Here is a 20,413-nt window from a genome sequence, read left to right as displayed (position 1 = left end):
TTTATACGTCCCTTCCATTTTCTCTTAAAAGGGTTTTAACATAATTAGTAGCCGATTCCGGGTCTGTGTGAACAATATTCATCGCCACTTCTTTTAGAGTAGGTTCAGGTTTAGGCGGTTCCTGCTCTTTAAGCTGAGCTATCGCTTCACCCCTGCGGTCTTCCAAATTTTCTTCCTCTTCTTTGTGCTTATACGCCGTAATATAGCTCATTATCGGTTTTAAAACCAATAATATTAAAAGAAGTACTGCTATAAGTATTACAAAATATTTTATTATCTCCATTAAATGTGATTTGATTATTGTTACAAATGTTTTTTTAGGCGGAGCAGGGATGTATCGCGAGACCTTTTTAAAAGGCATATTTGCAACTATAACTTTGTCTTTAGCCAACTTTGAGTAACCGATTGCGGTTTTTACTATATTTTTAAATAATGCAATCTGGCTTGCAGGTCTAGGCGTATATTTTGCCGTGATTTTTCCAGCTTTATTTTTTATTTTTATATATGTTCCGTTGACTAAGACAGAGGCGTCAATTTTCTGAATAGTTCCAACAGGATAAGAAATTTTTTCTATTTTCTTTGAGACATCATAATTTGTAATTACTTTTTTTACATTATCTTTTTTAGGCGTCATAACGGGAATCGGCACTTTCCCGGGCGGCAGGTTTGATTTTGCGCCTGGTACGCCTTTAGGTTTAACAGCGCCTACGGAAGACGATTTATAAGTTTCCTGAGACGCGATGGCGGTCGTGTTGGGATTATATGTTTCTTTGGATTCTACTTTTTTTGAAAAATTAACTTTGACAAATACTTTAGATACAACGTTGCCGCTTCCGACAACCGGCACTAGCATGTTGTCAATTTTGTTTTCAAGGCTGAGTTCTACTTTTTTTACATAGCTAAGCTGATAAGTAGAATAGACAAAATTTTTTCTGTGCGGCAGAGAAAGTATCTTGCCTTTAGTATCTACTATCGTAATATTTTTTGATTTCAATCCCTGAACGGAGCTGGCGACAAGATGTAAAATACCTTGAATTTCCTGTCTGCTCAGGCTTGTTCCCGGACGCAGTTTGATGATGACGGAGGCTTTTGCGGGGATTCTCCTTGTAACAAAAACGGAATGGCGCGGCAGGACAATGATAACCTTTGAATATTTTACCTGATTAAGTTCGTTTATAGTTCGTTCAAGTTCTCCCTGCAATGCCCGCTGGTATTCGACATGCTGAATAAAATCCGTCATGCCTATCTGATATTTGTCAAATATAGAAAATCCGACGCCTTCCTGTCTGGGTAGCCCCGCCGAAGCTAGTTTCAGTCTTGTAAGATAAACCTTGCTTTTAGGAACTAAAATAGTTTTGCCCTGGTCTGCGAGTTTATAAGGTATTGCATAGGTGTGCAATTTATTTATTATAGCCGATGCGCTGGACGGATTTAGATTAGAAAATAAAACACGGTATTTAGGCGCAGAAGCGTACATAGCCATAAAATAAATAGCGGCTAAAACTCCGGCTATAAGAACTGCAAATATTATTTTGCGCTCTATTGACAAGTCTGTATAAAATTTTTTAAATTGTGCTCCGAAATCTTTAGCTGTAGCTGCCATTTATCGCATCTGTCATATTAATAAGATAATCAATGATTAAAGTAATTAGTGATATTATCTAACTAAACCTGCATATCCATAACGGTATTATAAGCCGTAATTATTTTATTTCTCATCTGCATCATAAGTTCGAAAGAATCATTTGCCTTCTCCATATCGATCATAGCTTGATGTATGTTTGAAGATTTTCCGGTAGCAATCATTTCCGCCTGTTTATTAGCCTCTATTTGAGAATCGTTGACCTTATTTATATATCCGGAAAGAGTATCTGCGAAACTTCCGGAGCCGCTGCCGTCAGAGGATGAAGATGACGGCGAAGCAGGATTTGTTATATTATCAGGATTTAATTCTTTTATGGAATTAATATTTATGCTATTTATAGGAATTGTCATACAAATACCCCTAATTTAAATTTTAGTTATTTATTTATTTACTTATTCGCCTGTTTACTTACTTACTTATTTATTTGTTTATTTGTTTATGGATTTATTTGCCTGTTTATTTGCTTATTTATTTATTTATTTGTTTACCGTTTATTTATATTTAAGATTTTTAAGATGATATATTAATACTTAATATTACATCCACATTCTAATATTTTATAAATTATTTTATCAAGTGTCAAATTTTTAACGTCAAAAATTAATCTTTAAATTGAGCTTTAATTGATAAATCCCAATCTGTGCTTTTTTATCTTTTGTATTTAAATATTATATCAAAAATTGCAACCTGTGCTTTTATCTGTTGCTTTTATCTGTTTCGAAATATTAAGTATTTGTTAAAATTTTAAAGTTAAATATTTTTTAAATCTTTTTTTAAATCTTTAAAGATGCCTGAGACATCGCTTTAGATTCGGCTATAACCTGAGAATCAGCCTGATACGCCCGTGTAGCGGAAATCATATCGACTAATTCACGTATAGAAGAAATATTAGGTATCTTAACATAGCCGGCTTTGTTAGCTAAAGGATTTGACGGATCGTACTTTAAAGAAAAAGGGTCGTTTGAGTTTTCAATTTTATCGACCTCTACGCCGAAATAATTTCCGAAATCGGTAGTTTTAAATACAGGTTCTTTTTTTACGTACGGCAGACCGTTGCCGGCGTTATCGGTATTTATATTGGCAAGATTAGAGGATATAACATTCATTCTTATTCTTTCTGCGTTTAACCCTTCTGCCGCAATCTGCAGCGAAACATTGAAACTCATTTTGTCTACCTCTTGTTTTATTTATTTCTTAATCCTGCAATAGAAAGTTATCTACTCGGAAAAGGTGTCAGATTAATTTTTTTTCAAATATTTTCTTTGTTAATTAAACTATTTCATATGCAAAAAAATAAAATCTGACACCTTTTTCTTATATTTTGCTTGACAGAGCAAAGCAATGCATAAATATTTTCTATTGTGGGATTAAGGTTATTATTCTTATATTCTATTAATTTTTTATTTTATTATTAATGTAAGAAATTTATCAAATTATCCAATTATTTACCTAATGATATTATTATTAATTTATTGATTTATTAATTTTTATTTTATTATTAATTAATGTAAGAAATTTATCAAAACAGCAACCTCAAAATAAAAAAAGCAGCAGAATTATATTTTATATGCAAATTACGGCGTAGTTTGCGTAATAGCATAATTAAGCATCGTAAACTTCTTAGAAAGAAGTGTAGAGACTGCCTCAAACCTTATCGCGTTAGCAGACATTTCCGCCATTTCGGTACCCATATTCACCGTATTACCGTCAAGCGCCGGTACGGACTGAACTTTTTGAGCTTCTATATTTGCGCTGCTGAAACTTTCAGAATTGTTAATATTATTGACACCAAGATTTATAAAGTCTTTAGGACTGTTTGTTTTCAAGTTGAGAGAATTTTCAGAGCCGACGGCATCCTGCATAATTTTTTCAAAATTAACAGTCTTCTCCTTGTAGCCCGGTGTATTGGCATTGGCGATATTTGAAGCTATAACATTCTGTCTGGCGCTCAGGACATTTAAACTTTCATCTAATACGCCGTATATTTTTCCAAAAAGTTCCATGTGTTAATTAAATGCAATATTTATGCCATAATCTATTATTTTATTTTTTTATTATTTAATTGTTCTTTATAACGATAAATCTATTTATTAATAATAATGTTCATTAACCTAATTGATTTATCGATACATTATTAACTCTTCTATCTATTAATTATTTAATCAATCTATTAACCAATGTATTAACTAATCTTTTAATTAACAAAATAATCTAACTTATCGACAGCCAATCAATTAATTGAGCAGCTGCAGTTAATTTGGCAGATATACCTGTATTTTTGCGCCGCCTCCGGACGAATTTTCGGCTGTAATATAACCGCCGTGCAATATAGCATTATTTAAGGCGATAGAAAGACCTAACCCTGTGCCTCCGCTTTTTTTAGTTGAAAAAAAAGGGGTAAATATTTTCCCTATGCTTTCTTTTTCAAATCCTTTACCGTTATCTTCAAATGTTATACATATATAGTCGGTATCGTTCGAATCGTTTTTTATTACGGCGCAGTTTATTTTAATAGTACCGCAGCCGTCAGGAACAGACTGGCAGGCGTTTATTATAATATTTAAAAAACACTGGGTTATAAGATTTTTATCTGCATTTATGAAAATATTCCTGTCAATATTTTCCATTATAGCAATATCTTTCTGTTTTATAATATGCGAAGCAAAAAGTATTGAATTTTTACATATGTCGTATAAATTCTGTTTTGAAATATCCGGCTTTATATTTTTTGAAAATTCAAGGAGATTAGTTATAGTAGTGTTCATATTTTTGACGGCTGAAATTATATTGGAAATTATTTCCCTGTGCCTTTCGTCTGTAAGTTCAGTGTATAAAATTGACGCGAAAAGTTCGACGGAACCTAAAGGATTTCTTATTTCATGGGCGACTTTCGCCGACATTTCGCCAATTTCTGCAAGCCTCTTTGTTTTTTTAATTTCCTCAATATTTTGAAAAATAAAAATTCTGCCGGAAAATTTTTTATCTTTGCCGTACAAAATTTTTACATAAGCAAAAATAGGGATGGATTTATTATCTGAGATACGCATTGCTTTTTCAAACGGGTTGAAAATGGGTTTTATGAAATCTTCAATTGATTCTTTTTCAAAGAAATTTTCAAAAAAATTATTTATATCGCTGTTTAAATATTTAATTAAATTACCGCCCGGAATCAGGGCGTCCAGATATTTATTTATAAATGTTATCCTGTTCAGTTCGTCCGTGACTACAACGCCGAGCGGCATACTTTCAAGGACGGCGTTTAGGTTTTCCTTTAAATCTACTATTTTTTCTTCCAAACTGTTATAATACGCAGACAGCTTTACAGAAGCAAGTTCAAACGATTTAAAAGCTTTTTCTAATGATTCTCTGTCTGGATTAATACTGAAAGTTTCTGATATAATGTCTGTATCGGCTGGCTTAGCCTTTTTTTCTTTTTTTTCCATATTGTATATTTTATCATAATAAAGAAAGCATAAAGCAATAAAATAAATATTCAGAAAGTATTCAGAGGTTTTATTATAATGACTGAAAATAGAATTATATCCGGAACTGTAGGTGAAACAGCCAAAATAGGCGATAAAATTATGATAGTCGATGACGACCCTCATATGCGTTCTGCATTAAGTCTCGGTCTTTCCAAGTTAAATATGAAAGGGGAAATTTTTTCCTCTGCAGAAGATGCGCTGGAATATATAAATAAAAACATAAACGGAAAACATTTCAATGATTTTTTCCTTATAATTTCAGATTTGAATCTTTCTGGTATGGACGGCGTCAGCTTTTTAAATAGTTTAAAGACAATAGATGAATTTAATAATATACCGTTTGTCATCATTACCGCGTACGGCACTATTGAAAGCGCAATATCGGCTATAAAGAACGGAGCTGCCGATTATCTTCTAAAACCTTTTGGCATAGCAGATTTGGAAAATATAATAAAAAACAGCAAGGAACGTATTATTCATTATATTAATAATACTTTTGATGCAGATAAAAATAATATTAACAGCGCTCAAATTATAAATAATGCCGATAATAGTTCCGGCAAGTCTATCATAAATATAAATATTTTAGACAATGCGCAACTAAACGGCAATAAAAACGATTTCATTTTTTTATCGGAAAAAATGAAAGAAATAGAATCTTTTATAAACGTTATAGCTCCAACAGACGCTACGGTTTTAATAACCGGAGAATCAGGCACCGGAAAGGAAGTTGCGGCAAAATATATTCATAATAAATCCGGAAGAAAGGGCGATTTTATTGCCGTAAACTGTTCTGCAATTGTTTCTACGCTTCTTGAAAGCGAACTTTTCGGTCATGAGAAGGGTGCGTTTACGGGTGCTTCATCCAGAAAAATAGGAAAATTTGAACTGGCAGACGGCGGTACGATATTACTTGACGAAATCGGAGATATGGATAAAAATCTTCAGGCTAAAATTTTAAGGACCCTTCAGGAAAATTATATAGACAGGGTAGGGGGAGACAGTCCTGTCCGGATCAATTCGAGGGTTATAGCCGCAACCAACAAAGATTTAAAAAAAATGGTTGAAGAAGGAATGTTCAGAGAAGATTTATATTATAGGCTAAATGTTCTGCCTATTGAGCTGCCTCCGTTAAGAGAGAGAAAAATAGATATAAAACCGCTCAGCATATTTTTTATACGCAAATATACTATGAAATATTTTAGAAAAATCGGCAGAATATCGGAAGAGGCGCTAACCTACCTGCTTTCGCTCGATTACAAAGGAAATGTCAGAGAATTGGAGAACATAATAGAAAGGGGCGTTATACTTGCTCAGAACAGCGATACGCTTAATATATCCCATTTAAGCGGTTTAAATCATATAAACGTAAACGGCGGTACATATCATAGTCACGACAAGCCGGTTTCAGCAGACGATTTTAATAGCCGTGAAAATAGCAGAGATAACAACACCAATACAAATAGCGTTCAGAATGATTATGCCGCAGAAAACTGCGTAAATGAAAGCTGCGGTAATAGAAATTATGTAAACATTGATGACGATAGAAATTATACCAATATAAATACTAATATTAATGACAATATCAATGATAACGTAGTTTCTTCCTGCGATATTATGAACAGCAATCATCCGGACAGTGTTAATAATGATATTGCCAAATACGGTAAAGGCGCCGAAGGCTGCATCGATATTCCGACCATCAGAGAAATGGAGAAAAAATTAATAGGCGAAGCGCTTAAAAAAACCGGCGGAAATAAAAATAAAGCGTCTGAACTGCTCGGTATCACGTCAAGAACATTAAGGAATAAATTAAAAGAATTTGAAGCGGAGTCAGGCACTGATACAAAAGATTAAACACTTTTTAAATCTGCAATTATTTAAATTTAATTGTTTGGCGAATAATATCAATTAGTTAGCATTATTAGTACCGCGTTAATATATGTTAAGCAATAAATAATAATAAATAGTTAAAATAATATATGGCACGAATATTGCTCAAACAACACTAAGATATGAAAATAGCGTAAAAAAGCATAAAATAAGGAAAAATTTTCCGCTGTTAATGGAAATAGAAAAATAAAAGGTATAAATAATATAAATATAAAAGAGTGCATGTCTCTTTATTGTTAAAGTTAAAGGAGGAAATATAAAATGGCTGTAAATAATATATTTGGGTCTGGAGCTGCGGCTTCAAGCGCTGCTTCGTCACCGATCATTCCGGCTTCCTCGTCTTCTCAGACGGCAAATCCGTCTGTTCCGACTAATATGTACGGGAGCGCTTCTTCGTCAAACAGCAGTAATAGCCTTGTCAGCGAAAGTTCTTTTATGACGCTCATGGTTAAAGAACTTCAGAATCAGAATCCTCTGGAGCCGATGTCTAATACAAGTTTTATTTCAGAATTGGCTCAGTTTAATTCAATGAATGAATTGAGTACGATGAACACGTCGATTAAAGGTTTAGTTTCGTCGGAAAATCAGGCAGCAATGGGAAGTGCCGTCAATCTGGTTGGGCATACCGTGCAGGCTAACGGAAATTCTCTGCAATACGGCGGCAGCGGAACGGCAGCATTAGATTATTCGCTTCCTCAAAGTTCGTCGAGTACGTCTTTAGATGTATATAATTCATCGGGAAATCTTGTATATAACACGAATCTCGGCGCTGAAACGGCGGGAAATCAGAGCTATAATTGGAACGGCATGACAAATGCCGGCACACAGGCACCGGAAGGCGATTATTCATTCTCTATAAATGCCGCAAACTCGTCTGGAACGTCCATTACGGCACAGACTATGACAGGCGGGACAGTTACAGGGATTACGAGCTCTAAAAGCGGAGCCGTCGAACTGGAACTCAACAACGGAAGCACTGTGCCGCTTTCAAGCGTGCAGGGCATAAGCTAAGATATTGTAAAAATTAAGATGATATATTACGATTGGTTATAGTATGGGGTAATTATAATTGAGATAAAATTATTATAATTATATAATATAAATGTCATTATAATTATAATATCTTAATACTGTAATAGAAAATATTTATGCATTTCTTTGCTCGGTTAAGCAAAACATAAGGAAAAGGTGTCAGATTTTATTTTTTTGCATATGGAGTAGTTCAATTAACAAAGAAAATATTTGCAAAAAAATTAATCTGACACCTTTTCCGAGCAGATAACTTTCTATTGCAGGACTAAGGTAATATAAATACACATAATTTTATAATATAATATAATATAATATAGGTATAGAGTTATAGCGTGTTGTATAAATATAAAAAATATAAATTAAAAAATATTTTAGGAAGGAGATATCAGTATGTCAGTCAACGCTCTTTTTACGGCAGTTTCGGGATTAAATGCCAATCAGACATATCTTGGAGTCGTAGGTAACAATATCGCCAATTCAAATACGGACGGGTTTAAATCTTCCGACCCTATTTTCGAAAATCTTGTGAGTCAGACTATGAGCGGCACATCAAGTTCACAGGAAGGACTCGGCACCGACGTTTATTCTATTCAGCAGGAGTTCGGACAGGGCGCTCTGCAGACCACGTCAAATCCGCTTGATATGGCTATTGACGGCAACGGTTTTTTTATCGTGCAGGCGCCTAACGGAAGCACATTTTATACGAGAAACGGACAATTTTCAGAGAACGCCAGCGGAAATATTGTTGACCCGACGGGGAATATAGTTCAGGGTTATCCTTTGAGTTCTTCAGGGGTAGCTTCTTCAGGTTCTCCGCAGCCTATAAGCCTTAATACCGGAGCGATATCGCCAAAAGCAACGACTACGGCTACATTAACGGCAAATCTTGATTCTAATATAAGTCCGCAGGATACTCCGACTACAACTGCTGGGGATTTTATGGGCGGATATTTGACAAAATCTGTCACTGCAGGCGCATCCTCAGTTGCCGTAAGCGGTTTGACATTTAAAGGTACGGCAGGTGAGGCTCCGACATCATTACTTATAGGAAACGGAGACGGCACGTCAAATAGCTTTGATGTAAAATCCTATACAACTAGCAGCGGCGCTACTTATACTCTTACTAATAGCGGTTTATATGAAGATGCTGGAACTCCGTTACCTAGTTCATCATCCGTCACTTCAGTCACTTTTTCACAGCCGCTTACAAGTTCTTTTTTGCAAAATACCGCAATTTCGCAGGGTACTCTCGGTCTAGCTTCTACGTCAGGCATAACCTCTGGAGACTCTATACAGATAAATACTGACGGCAACGGTGGTTCAGGAAGCGATTCGTACCAGTTTTTAAATACTGTTTCAAGTGTTGTAACGCCGGGCACGGTAGCTTTAGAAAATGCTATGCCGTCCGGCGATACCAGTGAACCTTTTAAAGCAGGCGGGAACGTTATTGCAGGACCGGCAAGCGATTATTATTCTACTACTATAAATACATATGATTCGCTGGGGAATGCTTTACCCCTAACCGTCACATTTGCTCCTGTTTCATCAACCGCCGGAAGTTGGAATGCCTATTATTCTATTAACGGCACGGCTGCCCAGAGGGTTTCTTATAACACAATAACTTCTTCTTCTTCAACAAGTCCTGACATCACATTTAGCACAGACGGTACTATCACAAGCGGCCAATCATTGCCGATAACGGATGTTCCTGCTTACGCCGGAGGGACTACCGCTACAAAACTCCCCGACGGCGCTACTTCGCCTTTAACAGTGGCTCTTAATCTGGATAATCTTACACAGTACGCAGCGCCGTCCGCTACCACTTCTTTTATTCAGAACGGCTATTCGACCGGAACACTCACGAGTTTTACTGTTGATAAATCGGGAAGGATAACGGGCTTATTTTCAAACGGACAGACGAAATATTTATATCAGGTCGCTCTTGCCAATTTTATAGCTCCTACAGGTTTAGTATCTGAGGGCAACAGTCTTTATTCGCAGAGCTATGCTTCGGGACAGCCGGCAATAGGTACGGCTCAAACCGGAAATTTCGGCTATATAACAGATTCGGCTTTGGAACAGTCTAACGTTAATATATCAAGCCAGTTTACCGACATGATAATAGCCCAGAACGCTTATGTCGCAAACTCAAAAGTGTTGACCACAGAAAACGCAATGCTTACATCTCTTGAACAGGCTGTTGCATAATTATGAAAATTAATAAGTAATAATATAATGTAATATATAATGTAATATAAATAAAATAAATAGAGTAGCAGGTAAGAAAGAAAATAAGCAAGTAAATCAGGTAAATAAATGGGGGAAGAAGTAGCTAAATAAGCAATAAATCAATGGATAAATAAAGAAATGTAAAATTAATTGAATAAAAAAATAAATAAATAAATAATAAATAAATAGGCAGATAAATTGCTATTGAATAATTTTTAATAAAAATAAAAAATTATGAATAATTTTAATATACTACAGGCAGCAGCAGGTGTCGCAGGTTCGGTTCTGCCGAATATTTTTGCCGGTTCGCCTGCGCTGGATTTGTCCTTGACGGCGTTATCGTATGCCGGTTCGCCTGCTGTTTCAGAATTCGGCAATATCCTTAACAGTTTTAACACTGATACGACGCTTTCAGATAACGTTTCTGTTTCCGCAAATTCTGCACCTGGGGCAAGTTTATCGACCGGCGTTAATTATCCGTCTGAAAGCGTGGGTGCGAGCAGTATATTAAATAATGAATTCTCAGGTACTGCCGGCGGCGGTTCAGGAACCGGCGCTTCCGCAGTTTACGGCGGCTCATACGGCGCATTACCGCCGTATGCCGAAGGAATTTCAGGCATCGCTTATTCAGCTCTTTCTCCTTCCGAGTCGCTAAATCAGCAGAATCAAAGTGCTGCGGCATCTGTACAAAACGGCGCAGGAGAAAGCGGTTTATCTGACCAGTTAGATTCTAATGGCGCTGTTCCTGGCGTCAGCGCCGCATACAATAAAAATGAAATTTCGCCGAGCAGCAGCGTTTCGACAGTTTTAACCGCTATGCAGAACGGTTATGCACCGCTTGGTGCATCTGCTCCGGCGGTTATAAGTAATAATAATTCGTTTAACCGGAACGGCACTGCATCTGGTGGGGCCGATACTGCAAATAGCGGCAGCAACAGCAGCGGACAAACAGACAATAACGGCTATAACACAAATAATGCCGGCGGTACGTCCGCAATTGGCAAAAAAGATACAAAGAATATTGCTTATAATAATGCAGCCGACATAAACGGCGACGGCTCGGCAGCAGATAGTAAAACTGCGGCTTCAAATGCCGAAAATAATGCAGGTTCAACCGGTAATAAAGATAAAGCCGGAAGCAGTCCAGATATAAACGGCAATAGCAAAACTGGTATTGCCGCTATAAAGAGTGGCAGCGCAGCAGATTTCCGCAATATGTCCGACGCCAGAGCTTCATTAAGCAGCAAAAATACCGATGTTAATAATAACATTGGTTCAGGAAATGAAAAAACAGACGGTAAATCATCAGACGCTTCTGTTTCTATATCGGATAATTTATCGGCAGCAAATAACCCGTCAGCCGCTGCCGGTTTAAAAAACGTAAAAAGCGCCGGCAATATGGATGTTAACGCCGGTAATGATATTACGGTCGGTTCTGATTCCCATTCTGCCGGAAAAGCTGACTCTGCCGGCGGCGTAGGCAGCGGCAAAGGTATTAAAAACGGTATTACAAACACAGCCGGCATAGCAGATAATGTAAATGCCGATAACAACTATAGCGGAGATAATAATAGCGGCGGTTCATCAAATATTGCTTCTTTAAATAAAAACAGCAAAAACGGCTATGAAAAATCAAATAATATGAATCTTAGCAAGAATAATACTGAAAAAGAATACGGCAAATATTATAATAATGGTAAAAATAGCACTAATGACGGCATCTACGGTGATAATTCATCATCGTCAGATTCTGGACAGAATAATAATGCAAAAATGTCTGTTTTATCTGCCTATTTTTTAAATGGCGGAACAGATTCAGGCAAATTAAGTTCAGACAGCGGCGAAAACACTAAATTAACCATGCTTGACGGTAAAAATGCAGAGTTTAATGATTTACTGAACGGTGGATTATCTCAAACATCAGTTTCTTTAGGTTCTTTAAACGGCGGCAGAGCGGCAGGAAACGGAAGCGGTGCAGATGGTTCAGGTTCTAATTTTTCAAATGAATTGGCTGCAAGTCTGAATAATGATATAAATAGCGCAGCGGGCGACAATACAGGTCCGGCGTCACTCACCGCAAGCACTCTGTCCGTTATGCTCAAAAAAAATATGCAGTCGGCGGTAATAACATTAAAACCGGCTTCGCTCGGCAGCATTAAAATTAATCTTTCTATCACCGGCGCAGACGGCAGCAGCGTAAACGGTTTAAATAAATTAATAGCCGTTAATATTTTAACGCAGACTAATGAAGCGAAAAATATGCTGCAGTCTTCATCGTCAAATCTTACAGATGCTCTTAAAAATCAAGGATTTACATCTATAAATTTAAATATAAGTTCAGGGTTTAATAATAGCGGCGGAGACGGCTCTCAGTCTTTTGCGGATAATTATTCCGCTAATGACGGCAAAAATTATGCTTCCTCTCTAAACAGTGGATATAAAAACGCTGACGGCGGCAGCATATCCGGCGGCGCAATTAATAGCGGCGGAGCACTGCCGCTCATGCGAGGCAATTCGGTTATTGATTATTTTGTTTAAATATAGCTGACATAAAATATGACAAAAATTAAATATATCAGGGTTTAATAATAACTGTATAAATCCGAAAAATAATCCAAAGTTGCATATTATAATAATATAAATATGCTAATTAAATATAAACACAAATATAAACATAAACATACTAATTTATTATGCCTTTCAAATTTGAAAATATTTTAGACTACAGAAAATTAATAGAAGATAAACTTTATGTGGAGTTTTCAAAGGTTCAGAAAGAATATCTGAGGGTTAATCTCACCATAAATAACATTAAAAATAAAATAGAAAGTTATAAATCTAATTATCCAGACACCGCAGCTGCTGTTTCATCCATAACTGACTTTATGGTACTGGAAAGCGGATACAACGGATTGTTAAGCGCTTTAAATCAGACGTTGAAAGAAAAAGATACTATAGAAAAGGAATTAGAAAAAAGAAGGCTTGCGCTTTTGAACTCTAAAATAGAATTTGAAAAAATTAATAAATTAAAAGAAAAGTATCTCGCTATAGATAAATTAAATTCAATTAAAAAAGAAGAAATGCTTTTGGATGATTTAACGTCAAATCAATATAATTCACGGCGAAACTGAATAACTATTGATAGTTTATATAATTCCTCTGCGGAGCTGAATTATTATTTAAAGCTAAATATAATTCATCTGCTGAGTTGATTATTTATCGAAATTTAATTTATTAACATTATGTCTTAATATGTATCTTACTATTTTATATTATTAATTTTGTTATGGAAAATATTAGGCTGACCGGATTTATCTTAAATATTTATTTTTTAATTAAACAAACTTTAATAAGGCGTGCTCTTGCTTTTTCTTTTTTTTTATTCGCTCTTTTTTTTATTTTTTTATTTCAGCTCTATTTTAACGCAGGCAACGTTTATGCATCTAAATTGACGGCAGAGCAGTCTAAAATTCAGATTCTAAAAGAACAGATTAAAACAGAATTAAATGAATTAAAGAGCATCGAAACTAAAATAAGTGCCGCTAAAGCTCTTAAAAAATCTAAGATTAAAAGTCTTATTGCAATTTATTCCTCTATGAGCCCAAGAAAAGCCGCCGCAATTCTTCCGCATATAAATAAGCAGATAGCCATTTATATTCTGTCAAGCATGAATCCTAAAACCGCTTCGTCTATAATCTCCCGCATGAATACAAAATCAGCAGTTTTTTTTACTAACAGTATAGCAGGTAAATAAGAAAGCAAAATAAGTGCTGTCAAAATTATGACATTTATTTCATTTGATTGATGGCATGATTATTGCTAATATCATAGAGGATTGCAGATTATACGTTGCAGATTATCTAATTAAATAATAATACTAAATAATAATACAAATTATATAATAGGTTACGCAAGAACATTATAAAATCAAGAACATTATAAAATATATTTTATAGGGAGGAATTGCAAATAATGGCAGGGGAAAAGCAAACGGCTAATAAAGAGCTTGGCGGAGAAGATGCAGAACTATCGTCTATCGCCGGTTTAGATTCTAAAAAAATTAAGAAAAAATCCGGATTAAAAAAAATTATATTTATAATAGTGCCTTTGCTTTTTTTACTTGGCGGCGGGTTTGCCGCTTACCATTTTATTTTAGCCAAACCTTCCGGCAAACCTTTAAACAACGCTATTAACGTCAGAAAAAATATTACGCCCGGACCAATGATAGAACTTAAATCTTTTCTGACAAATCTTGCAAATAAAAATTCTTCAAGCTATGTTAAAGCTTCTATAACCGTGGAACTGAAACCAGGCGGAAATCAGGTGCTTTTTAAGCAGCTTACTCCTCAAATCAGAAATAGCATAATTATGATACTAAGTTCAAAAACGTCGCACGAAATTAATACGCCTGCAGGAATAACTGCCTTAAGACATCAGATAGCAAGAAGTCTTAACAGGATTTTAGGACAAGGACAGGTGGTAAGTGTTTATTTTAATAATTATTTAGTGCAGTAATTAATTAAATAACTAAATAAATAACTTATAAATAACTAACTGAACAACTAACTGAATAGCTTATAATATAAACAACTGACCGAATAGCTTTTATATAAATAACTAACTGAATAACTTATAATATAAATAATTAACTGAACAATCGACTAAATAGCTATCTATCTTTAATATTAATATAATTATATAATTATTTTATGGCTGACGTCTTATCACAGGAAGAGGTTAATGCGCTGTTAAGAGGTATATCCTCGGGGACTATAGAGGCAGAAAAAAAACCTGAACAGGTCGGCGGCGTCAGAAACTACGACTTGACTTCGCAGGACAGAATAGTCCGCGGCAGAATGCCTACCCTTGAAATTATCAATGAAAGATTTGCAAGGCTTCTCAGGAATGACTTGACTTCAACATTAAGGAAGGTTGCCGAAGTAACTTGGACTTCGGTTGATATGCAAAAGTTCGGAGAATTTTTAAAAAATATACCGCTTCCGACGAGTCTTACTATCTTTAAAATGCCGCCGCTTCGCGGATTCGGCATATTTGTTCTTGATGCCAGGCTTGTTTATAATCTTATAGATATTTTTTTCGGCGGTAATACAGACCTTCATGTTAAAGTAGAAGGCAGAGATTTTTCCCCTATAGAAAACAGACTTATAAAAAAAGTTATAGATATGGCTTTTGCCGATATTACAGAGGCATGGAAACCTGTGAGCCCTGTTGAGCTGGAATTTCAGAGAAGCGAAATTAATCCTCAGTTTGCAACCATCGTAACACCTACCGAAGTAGTTATAGTAAACAGATTTGAAGTAGATATTGAAGGCGCCGTTTCAAGATTTATGATATGTCTGCCCTATTCGATGATTGAACCTGTTAAAGAAAAATTGTACAGCGGTTTTCAGAGCGAACAGCTTGAGGTTGATTCCAGATGGATAGAAAGATTTAAAGCAAGATTAAAAGAATCTGAACTTAATTTAAGGGTTGAACTGGGCAGAACAGAAATAAAAACAAGAGATTTTTTAAATATAAAAGAAGGCGACGTTCTTATTTTGGACAAGCAGATTGTTGAACCTTTGGTTGTGAGGGTAGAAAATATTCCAAAATATTTAGCTTATCCGGGCAAAATGCAAAATCAGCTCGCGGTAAAATTAATTTCATCTATTCCATTAGAAAAAGAGGGGTATTACGATGAGTCAGACTGAGCAGCAAACAGAAGAAAAAAATAAAAAAACAGGCGAAGCGTCGGATCTGCCGTCGGGACAGACCAAACCGTCTTCAAACAATAAAAATAATAAAGAAGAAAAAGAAAATGAAGATGATAATATTTCATGGGACGATGCGTTTCAAGAAGAAGCGAAGGCAGGCAGTGTTGCGGGTAATGGCGTGAATAACGGTGTTAATGCAAACGGAAAGGCAGACAGCGGCGCAGGCAAAGGAGCGGATGCTGCCGCCGAAGGTGCAGGCGAAGCATCTGCTGCAGAAAAAAACAATAAAAAAGAAGCTAAGTCTGCAGACGATGATGATGATAATATTTCATGGGACGATGCGTTTCAAGAAGAAGCGAAGGCGGAGTATGGAACGGAAGCGGATGCAGCAGCCGGTACGGGCGAAACCGAGACGAATACCCAAAGCAAAGGCGCGGCAGGCAGCGGCGCCGGAGAAACATTCAAACATGATATCGGAAGCAATGCGGTAGCCGAAAGTGTTAATAAAAACGGAAAGCCGGTATCAAAATCAGAGTCCAATAAAAATAAATTTAACGTAAAAAAAGTCGAGTTTGCGTCTTTTGACGTAAACGATAAAACGGCAGAGCCGCCTAAAAATCTTGAATTTATTCTTGATATACCGCTCAGTATATCAGTTGAATTAGGCAGGACAAAAATGGTTATAAACGATATGCTTCAGCTTGGACAGGGCTCCGTGCTAGAGCTTGACAAACTGGCTGGAGAACCTTTAGAAGTATATGTTAACAATAAACTGATGGCAAAGGGCGAAGTTGTTCTTGTCAATGATAAATTCGGCGTCAGATTGACTGATATAATCAGTCCTGTAGAAAGGGTTCAGAAATTATGAGGAAATTTCTTGGTTCATCTGCAGCCGCTGCATTATTTATATTATTTGCATTATTGCTGCTATTTTTTATTACGGGTATATTTGCTGGAACATGCTATGCGTCGGGAAAATTTCCGCCGAATTCATTGCTGCAGAAAATTTTGGTAACTAAAAATAATAACGGCAAGTATCTTATATGGCTAAAATTTAATAATGCCGCTAAACAGCTGAATCCTAATTATAAATTATATGATTACGGTTTCAAATTAAAATTTCCGGATTCCGGTTTTCATTTTAAATCTAAATTTTTAAAATATTCTGATAATCCGTTGATTTCAGGGATAGAATTAATACGCGGCGCAAAGCACTCTGCAGATGTTATGGTTTATTTCAAAAAAGGAATAAAAATAAACAAGAAACGATTAGAGAGTTCTTTTTACGGAAATTATTATATTATTAAGATAAACCGCAGTTTTGCCGGTAATATATTTCAAAATGTAGGCAAAAAAACGCCACAGCTCAGTAAACTCGCATTGCTGAAAAACAGTTTTAAAAATATAAAAAAACCTTTAGAAGATAAACCAGCTCTGAATAAAACAGCGCCGTTCAATAAAAAAGCTGAACGGTATGCTAAAGTCGGTCAAGCCGAAAAAACTAATAAAACAGACAAAATTGATAAAACAATGTTAAATAAACAGCCGGCTGCAATGAATTTTAATTTTGGGTTTGAAATTATTAAAACTATATTTTCTTTACTTCTCGTATTAGGTTTTATTTATGCTATTTATTATCTGCTTACAAAATTTAAAGGCAAAATGTCTAATATTAAAAAAAATAAAAATAATATACGAATTATTTCTTCGGTTAATATCGGATTTAAAAAATCGCTCATACTGGCTTCGGTTAATAATCAGCTTTTTTTAATAGGCGTGTCGCCTACAAATATGCAGGTAATAGGACATATAAGTGACGATGAAAATAATATCGGCAGCAGCGAAAATGACGCCGGAGAAAATGCCCCTGCTGCGCCGAATAATAATATAGATATGATGAAAGGCATAATAAATCGTAAGAGCGTCAATTATTCTAAAAATGCCGGCAGCCAATCATCTGATTTAAGCAATAATGATAGCGATAATGATAATGACAATAATGGCGGCGATGAGGATAATAGAGATATTGCCGTCAATGTTAGTAAAGATAATGCCGGTAAATTTTTAAATAAAAAAGCTGCCCCTGCTTCAAGAAACAGTTTCAGCAGTTTTTTAAAACAGCATATAAGCGCATTGTCAAAAGATAAAAGCCAAAATAAAGACTTAAACGTATCTCAATTTGAGCCTAAACTTGACCGTCAGGCGACATTTGAAAATAGAACGCCCGACAAAAAAAGCGGAGCGCCATCTTCTTATTCTTATTCCAATAATAGCAATAATAATGTAAGAGGCAGCAACAATAATGCCAATAATAACGAAAATGAAAATGATAATTACAATGATAACGATAATGATAAAGGCGAAGAATCTTCAGAATATAAAATAAGAAATATTTCTGAAGCAAGAATTAAAAATAAAGCCGATAATGTTTTTTTTGATATAGAAAATAAAATAAAGGGACTAATGGAGAGTAATAATGGAAATTTTAAGAAAAATTAGATCAAACGGGGCAAATCTTATCGCTCTGCCTGTTATAGCGATAACAAAACACCCGCATCATTCCGAAGTTTCCGCCCTTATTCAGATACTGCTGATATTTACGGTAGTTTCTATCGCTCCGTCTATTTTAATTATGATGACCTCGTTTGTGAGAATAGTCGTAGTTCTTTCGTTTCTCAGCACATCTATGGGTACTCAGAATATGCCGCCTAATCAGGTGATAATCGGCTTAAGTCTTTTTCTTACTTTTTTTGTTATGGCTCCGGTAATAGGAAAGATATATCATAATGCGTATATTCCGTACACAAATAAAAAAATAGGCATAAAACAGGCATATACGCGCGGAGTAAAACCGCTGAAAAAATTTATGCTCAGACAGACAAGGACAAAAGACCTTGGACTGTTTGTGCGGATGGCTAAACTTAAAAAAATAAAATCCCCTCAGGATGTTCCTATGTATGTACTTGTGCCAGCTTTTGTTATAAGCGAGCTGACCACGGCTTTTGAAATAAGTTTTCTGATTTATCTGCCGTTTTTAGTAATTGACTTAGTTGTTTCAAGTTTGCTTATGTCTATGGGTATGATGATGCTTCCGCCTACAATGATTTCTCTGCCGTTCAAATTGATGCTTTTTGTATTAGTCAACGGCTGGTATTTAGTTGTCGGCTCTTTAGTTCAAAGTTTTAAATAGGTTATATGTATGTTATTAAAGTAAATTATTAAATAATTAATTTAAATAAACAAGCTAAATAAATAGCTAAATAAATAGCCTAATAAAAAGCTAAATAAATAAATTGAAATAAACTAATTAAAATAAACCGATAAATACCAATGTAAATGCCTAAATATCAATGTCTATAGAATTCGTAAACTTTATTATACAGAAAATGATTTTGACAGTTTTATATCTCAGCGCCCCTCCGCTTATTGCCAGTCTTGCAATCGGACTTATGATAAGCGTTTTTCAGGCTGTTACGCAATTGCAGGACCAGACCATTACTTTTGTTCCAAAAATTATAGTAGTCATAGTAGTTCTGCTTATTTTCGGTCCGTGGATGCTTAATATTTTAGTAGATTTTGCTACGGCGATTTTTACCCATTTTCCTGCTTATGTAAGAGGAGGAAGTTAATTTATGCTCGATATTCACAGATACTTATTAATAGAATTTATGCTAATATTCTTTAGAATTCTTGCGATGATTATGATACTGCCCTTTATCGGTAGCACGGCAGTGCCGAATAAAATTAAGGTGGGAACAGCTTTTTTTATAGCTGTAATTATGTATCCGATGGTAGTAAAAATACAGATCATTCCTCACATTTCTCTTGCTGCCGTTATACTTCTTATTTTTTCTCAGATTTTAATAGGTCTTATACTCGGATTTCTTGTTTTAATAATATTCAGCGGCGTTGAACTTGCCGGACAATTTGCCGGTTTTCAGATTGGTTACGGAATGATAAGTCTTATAAATCCGCTGATAAATAATGCGGAGGTCTCGCTGCTTGCAAATATGTGGAATTTTATAGCTCTGATGCTTTTTTTAATTTCTGACGCATTTTTTTTTCTTTTTGAAGGTCTATATAAAAGTTTTCAGGTTATACCGCTTACTTTTTTTAAATTTTCGCCTTATGTTTTTAAATATATCGTTGATAAGGCTGGAAATATTTTTTTGATAGGTTTTGAGCTGAGCATACCTATTGTAGTTGTAGCTTTATTTACAAATATCGTTATTGCGATAATGGGGCGCCTTGCGCCGCAATTTAATATTTTTGCGGTAGGTTTTCCTATGATTATCGTAGCAGGGCTGTTTTTTATGTTTTTATTTATGCCCTATTTTAGTAATTATATCCTCTTTATGTTCAGCGGGCTTAACAGAGAATATATTTCAGTATTAAATTTAATACCCGGAAAATAA

At 35.3% G+C, this 20,413-nt stretch carries 18 protein-coding genes; 13 read left to right on the top strand and 5 right to left on the bottom strand.

The window, feature by feature from the left end; translation table 11 throughout:
* Position 1 precedes the first annotated feature (1 nt).
* The 5 genes from fliF to EVJ46_08525 all read right to left on the bottom strand — a co-directional run bounded on the left by fliF (position 2) and on the right by EVJ46_08525 (position 5,253).
* Positions 2 to 1,603 carry a flagellar M-ring protein FliF gene (fliF, locus tag EVJ46_08545; GenBank protein RZD16224.1) on the bottom strand — a complete coding sequence of 534 codons (1,602 nt, stop codon included), beginning with the start codon at positions 1,601 to 1,603 and terminating at the stop codon, positions 2 to 4.
* A gap of 62 nt (positions 1,604 to 1,665) precedes the next feature.
* Complete coding sequence (gene fliE / locus EVJ46_08540; GenBank protein ID RZD16223.1) at positions 1,666 to 1,995, bottom strand: flagellar hook-basal body complex protein FliE; 330 nt, start codon at positions 1,993 to 1,995, stop codon at positions 1,666 to 1,668.
* A gap of 423 nt (positions 1,996 to 2,418) precedes the next feature.
* Entirely contained in the window at positions 2,419 to 2,811 is a 393-nt protein-coding gene (gene flgC / locus EVJ46_08535) for a flagellar basal body rod protein FlgC (GenBank protein ID RZD16222.1), read from the bottom strand.
* Positions 2,812 to 3,219: 408 nt separating this feature from the next.
* Positions 3,220 to 3,648, bottom strand: a complete 429-nt coding sequence (gene flgB, locus EVJ46_08530; GenBank protein ID RZD16221.1) for a flagellar basal body rod protein FlgB — start codon at positions 3,646 to 3,648, stop codon at positions 3,220 to 3,222.
* A 249-nt stretch (positions 3,649 to 3,897) separates the two neighbouring features.
* On the bottom strand, positions 3,898 to 5,253 hold the full coding sequence (locus EVJ46_08525) for a hypothetical protein (GenBank protein ID RZD16220.1): 1,356 nt from the start codon (positions 5,251 to 5,253) through the stop codon (positions 3,898 to 3,900).
* On the opposite strand from EVJ46_08525, the gene EVJ46_08520 reads away from it, so the two are divergent.
* The 13 genes from EVJ46_08520 to fliR all read left to right on the top strand — a co-directional run bounded on the left by EVJ46_08520 (position 5,167) and on the right by fliR (position 20,413).
* Entirely contained in the window at positions 5,167 to 6,987 is a 1,821-nt protein-coding gene (locus EVJ46_08520) for a sigma-54-dependent Fis family transcriptional regulator (GenBank protein ID RZD16219.1), read from the top strand. The genes EVJ46_08525 and EVJ46_08520 overlap by 87 nt on opposite strands.
* Before the next feature lie 297 nt (positions 6,988 to 7,284).
* The gene (locus tag EVJ46_08515) at positions 7,285 to 8,034 is read left to right on the top strand and encodes a hypothetical protein (protein ID RZD16218.1); all 750 of its coding nucleotides are present in this window, start codon (positions 7,285 to 7,287) and stop codon (positions 8,032 to 8,034) included.
* Positions 8,035 to 8,445: 411 nt separating this feature from the next.
* Entirely contained in the window at positions 8,446 to 10,263 is a 1,818-nt protein-coding gene (locus EVJ46_08510) for a flagellar hook-basal body complex protein (GenBank protein RZD16217.1), read from the top strand.
* A 255-nt stretch (positions 10,264 to 10,518) separates the two neighbouring features.
* Positions 10,519 to 12,822, top strand: coding sequence for a flagellar hook-length control protein FliK (locus EVJ46_08505; GenBank protein RZD16216.1), 2,304 nt, complete (start codon positions 10,519 to 10,521; stop codon positions 12,820 to 12,822).
* A gap of 155 nt (positions 12,823 to 12,977) precedes the next feature.
* A complete protein-coding gene (gene fliJ, locus EVJ46_08500; GenBank protein ID RZD16215.1) occupies positions 12,978 to 13,415 on the top strand; it encodes a flagellar export protein FliJ in 438 nt (145 codons plus the stop codon).
* A gap of 155 nt (positions 13,416 to 13,570) precedes the next feature.
* Positions 13,571 to 14,038 (top strand): hypothetical protein, encoded by a 468-nt coding sequence (locus tag EVJ46_08495; GenBank protein ID RZD16214.1) that lies wholly within the window; start codon positions 13,571 to 13,573, stop codon positions 14,036 to 14,038.
* A 218-nt stretch (positions 14,039 to 14,256) separates the two neighbouring features.
* Positions 14,257 to 14,799, top strand: a complete 543-nt coding sequence (locus EVJ46_08490; GenBank protein RZD16213.1) for a flagellar basal body-associated FliL family protein — start codon at positions 14,257 to 14,259, stop codon at positions 14,797 to 14,799.
* 194 nt (positions 14,800 to 14,993) lie between these two features.
* Positions 14,994 to 15,995, top strand: coding sequence for a flagellar motor switch protein FliM (gene fliM, locus EVJ46_08485; GenBank protein RZD16212.1), 1,002 nt, complete (start codon positions 14,994 to 14,996; stop codon positions 15,993 to 15,995).
* On the top strand, positions 15,982 to 16,866 hold the full coding sequence (gene fliN / locus EVJ46_08480; GenBank protein RZD16211.1) for a flagellar motor switch protein FliN: 885 nt from the start codon (positions 15,982 to 15,984) through the stop codon (positions 16,864 to 16,866). Before fliM ends, fliN begins: the two co-directional genes overlap by 14 nt.
* Positions 16,863 to 18,497 carry a hypothetical protein gene (locus EVJ46_08475; protein ID RZD16210.1) on the top strand — a complete coding sequence of 545 codons (1,635 nt, stop codon included), beginning with the start codon at positions 16,863 to 16,865 and terminating at the stop codon, positions 18,495 to 18,497. The genes fliN and EVJ46_08475 overlap by 4 nt, the downstream gene beginning before the upstream one ends.
* On the top strand, positions 18,475 to 19,188 hold the full coding sequence (gene fliP, locus EVJ46_08470) for a flagellar biosynthesis protein FliP (protein ID RZD16209.1): 714 nt from the start codon (positions 18,475 to 18,477) through the stop codon (positions 19,186 to 19,188). The genes EVJ46_08475 and fliP overlap by 23 nt, the downstream gene beginning before the upstream one ends.
* A gap of 160 nt (positions 19,189 to 19,348) precedes the next feature.
* Positions 19,349 to 19,627 (top strand): flagellar biosynthesis protein FliQ, encoded by a 279-nt coding sequence (gene fliQ / locus EVJ46_08465; GenBank protein RZD16208.1) that lies wholly within the window; start codon positions 19,349 to 19,351, stop codon positions 19,625 to 19,627.
* Positions 19,628 to 19,630: 3 nt separating this feature from the next.
* Complete coding sequence (fliR, locus tag EVJ46_08460; protein RZD16207.1) at positions 19,631 to 20,413, top strand: flagellar biosynthetic protein FliR; 783 nt, start codon at positions 19,631 to 19,633, stop codon at positions 20,411 to 20,413.

Origin of the sequence: Candidatus Acididesulfobacter guangdongensis, assembly GCA_004195045.1 — a bacterium.
In the GTDB taxonomy this organism is placed as follows: domain Bacteria; phylum SZUA-79; class SZUA-79; order Acidulodesulfobacterales; family Acidulodesulfobacteraceae; genus Acididesulfobacter; species Acididesulfobacter guangdongensis.
Note: the sequence above shows the minus strand (reverse complement) of the source record. Positions and strands in the feature narration are given on the sequence as shown.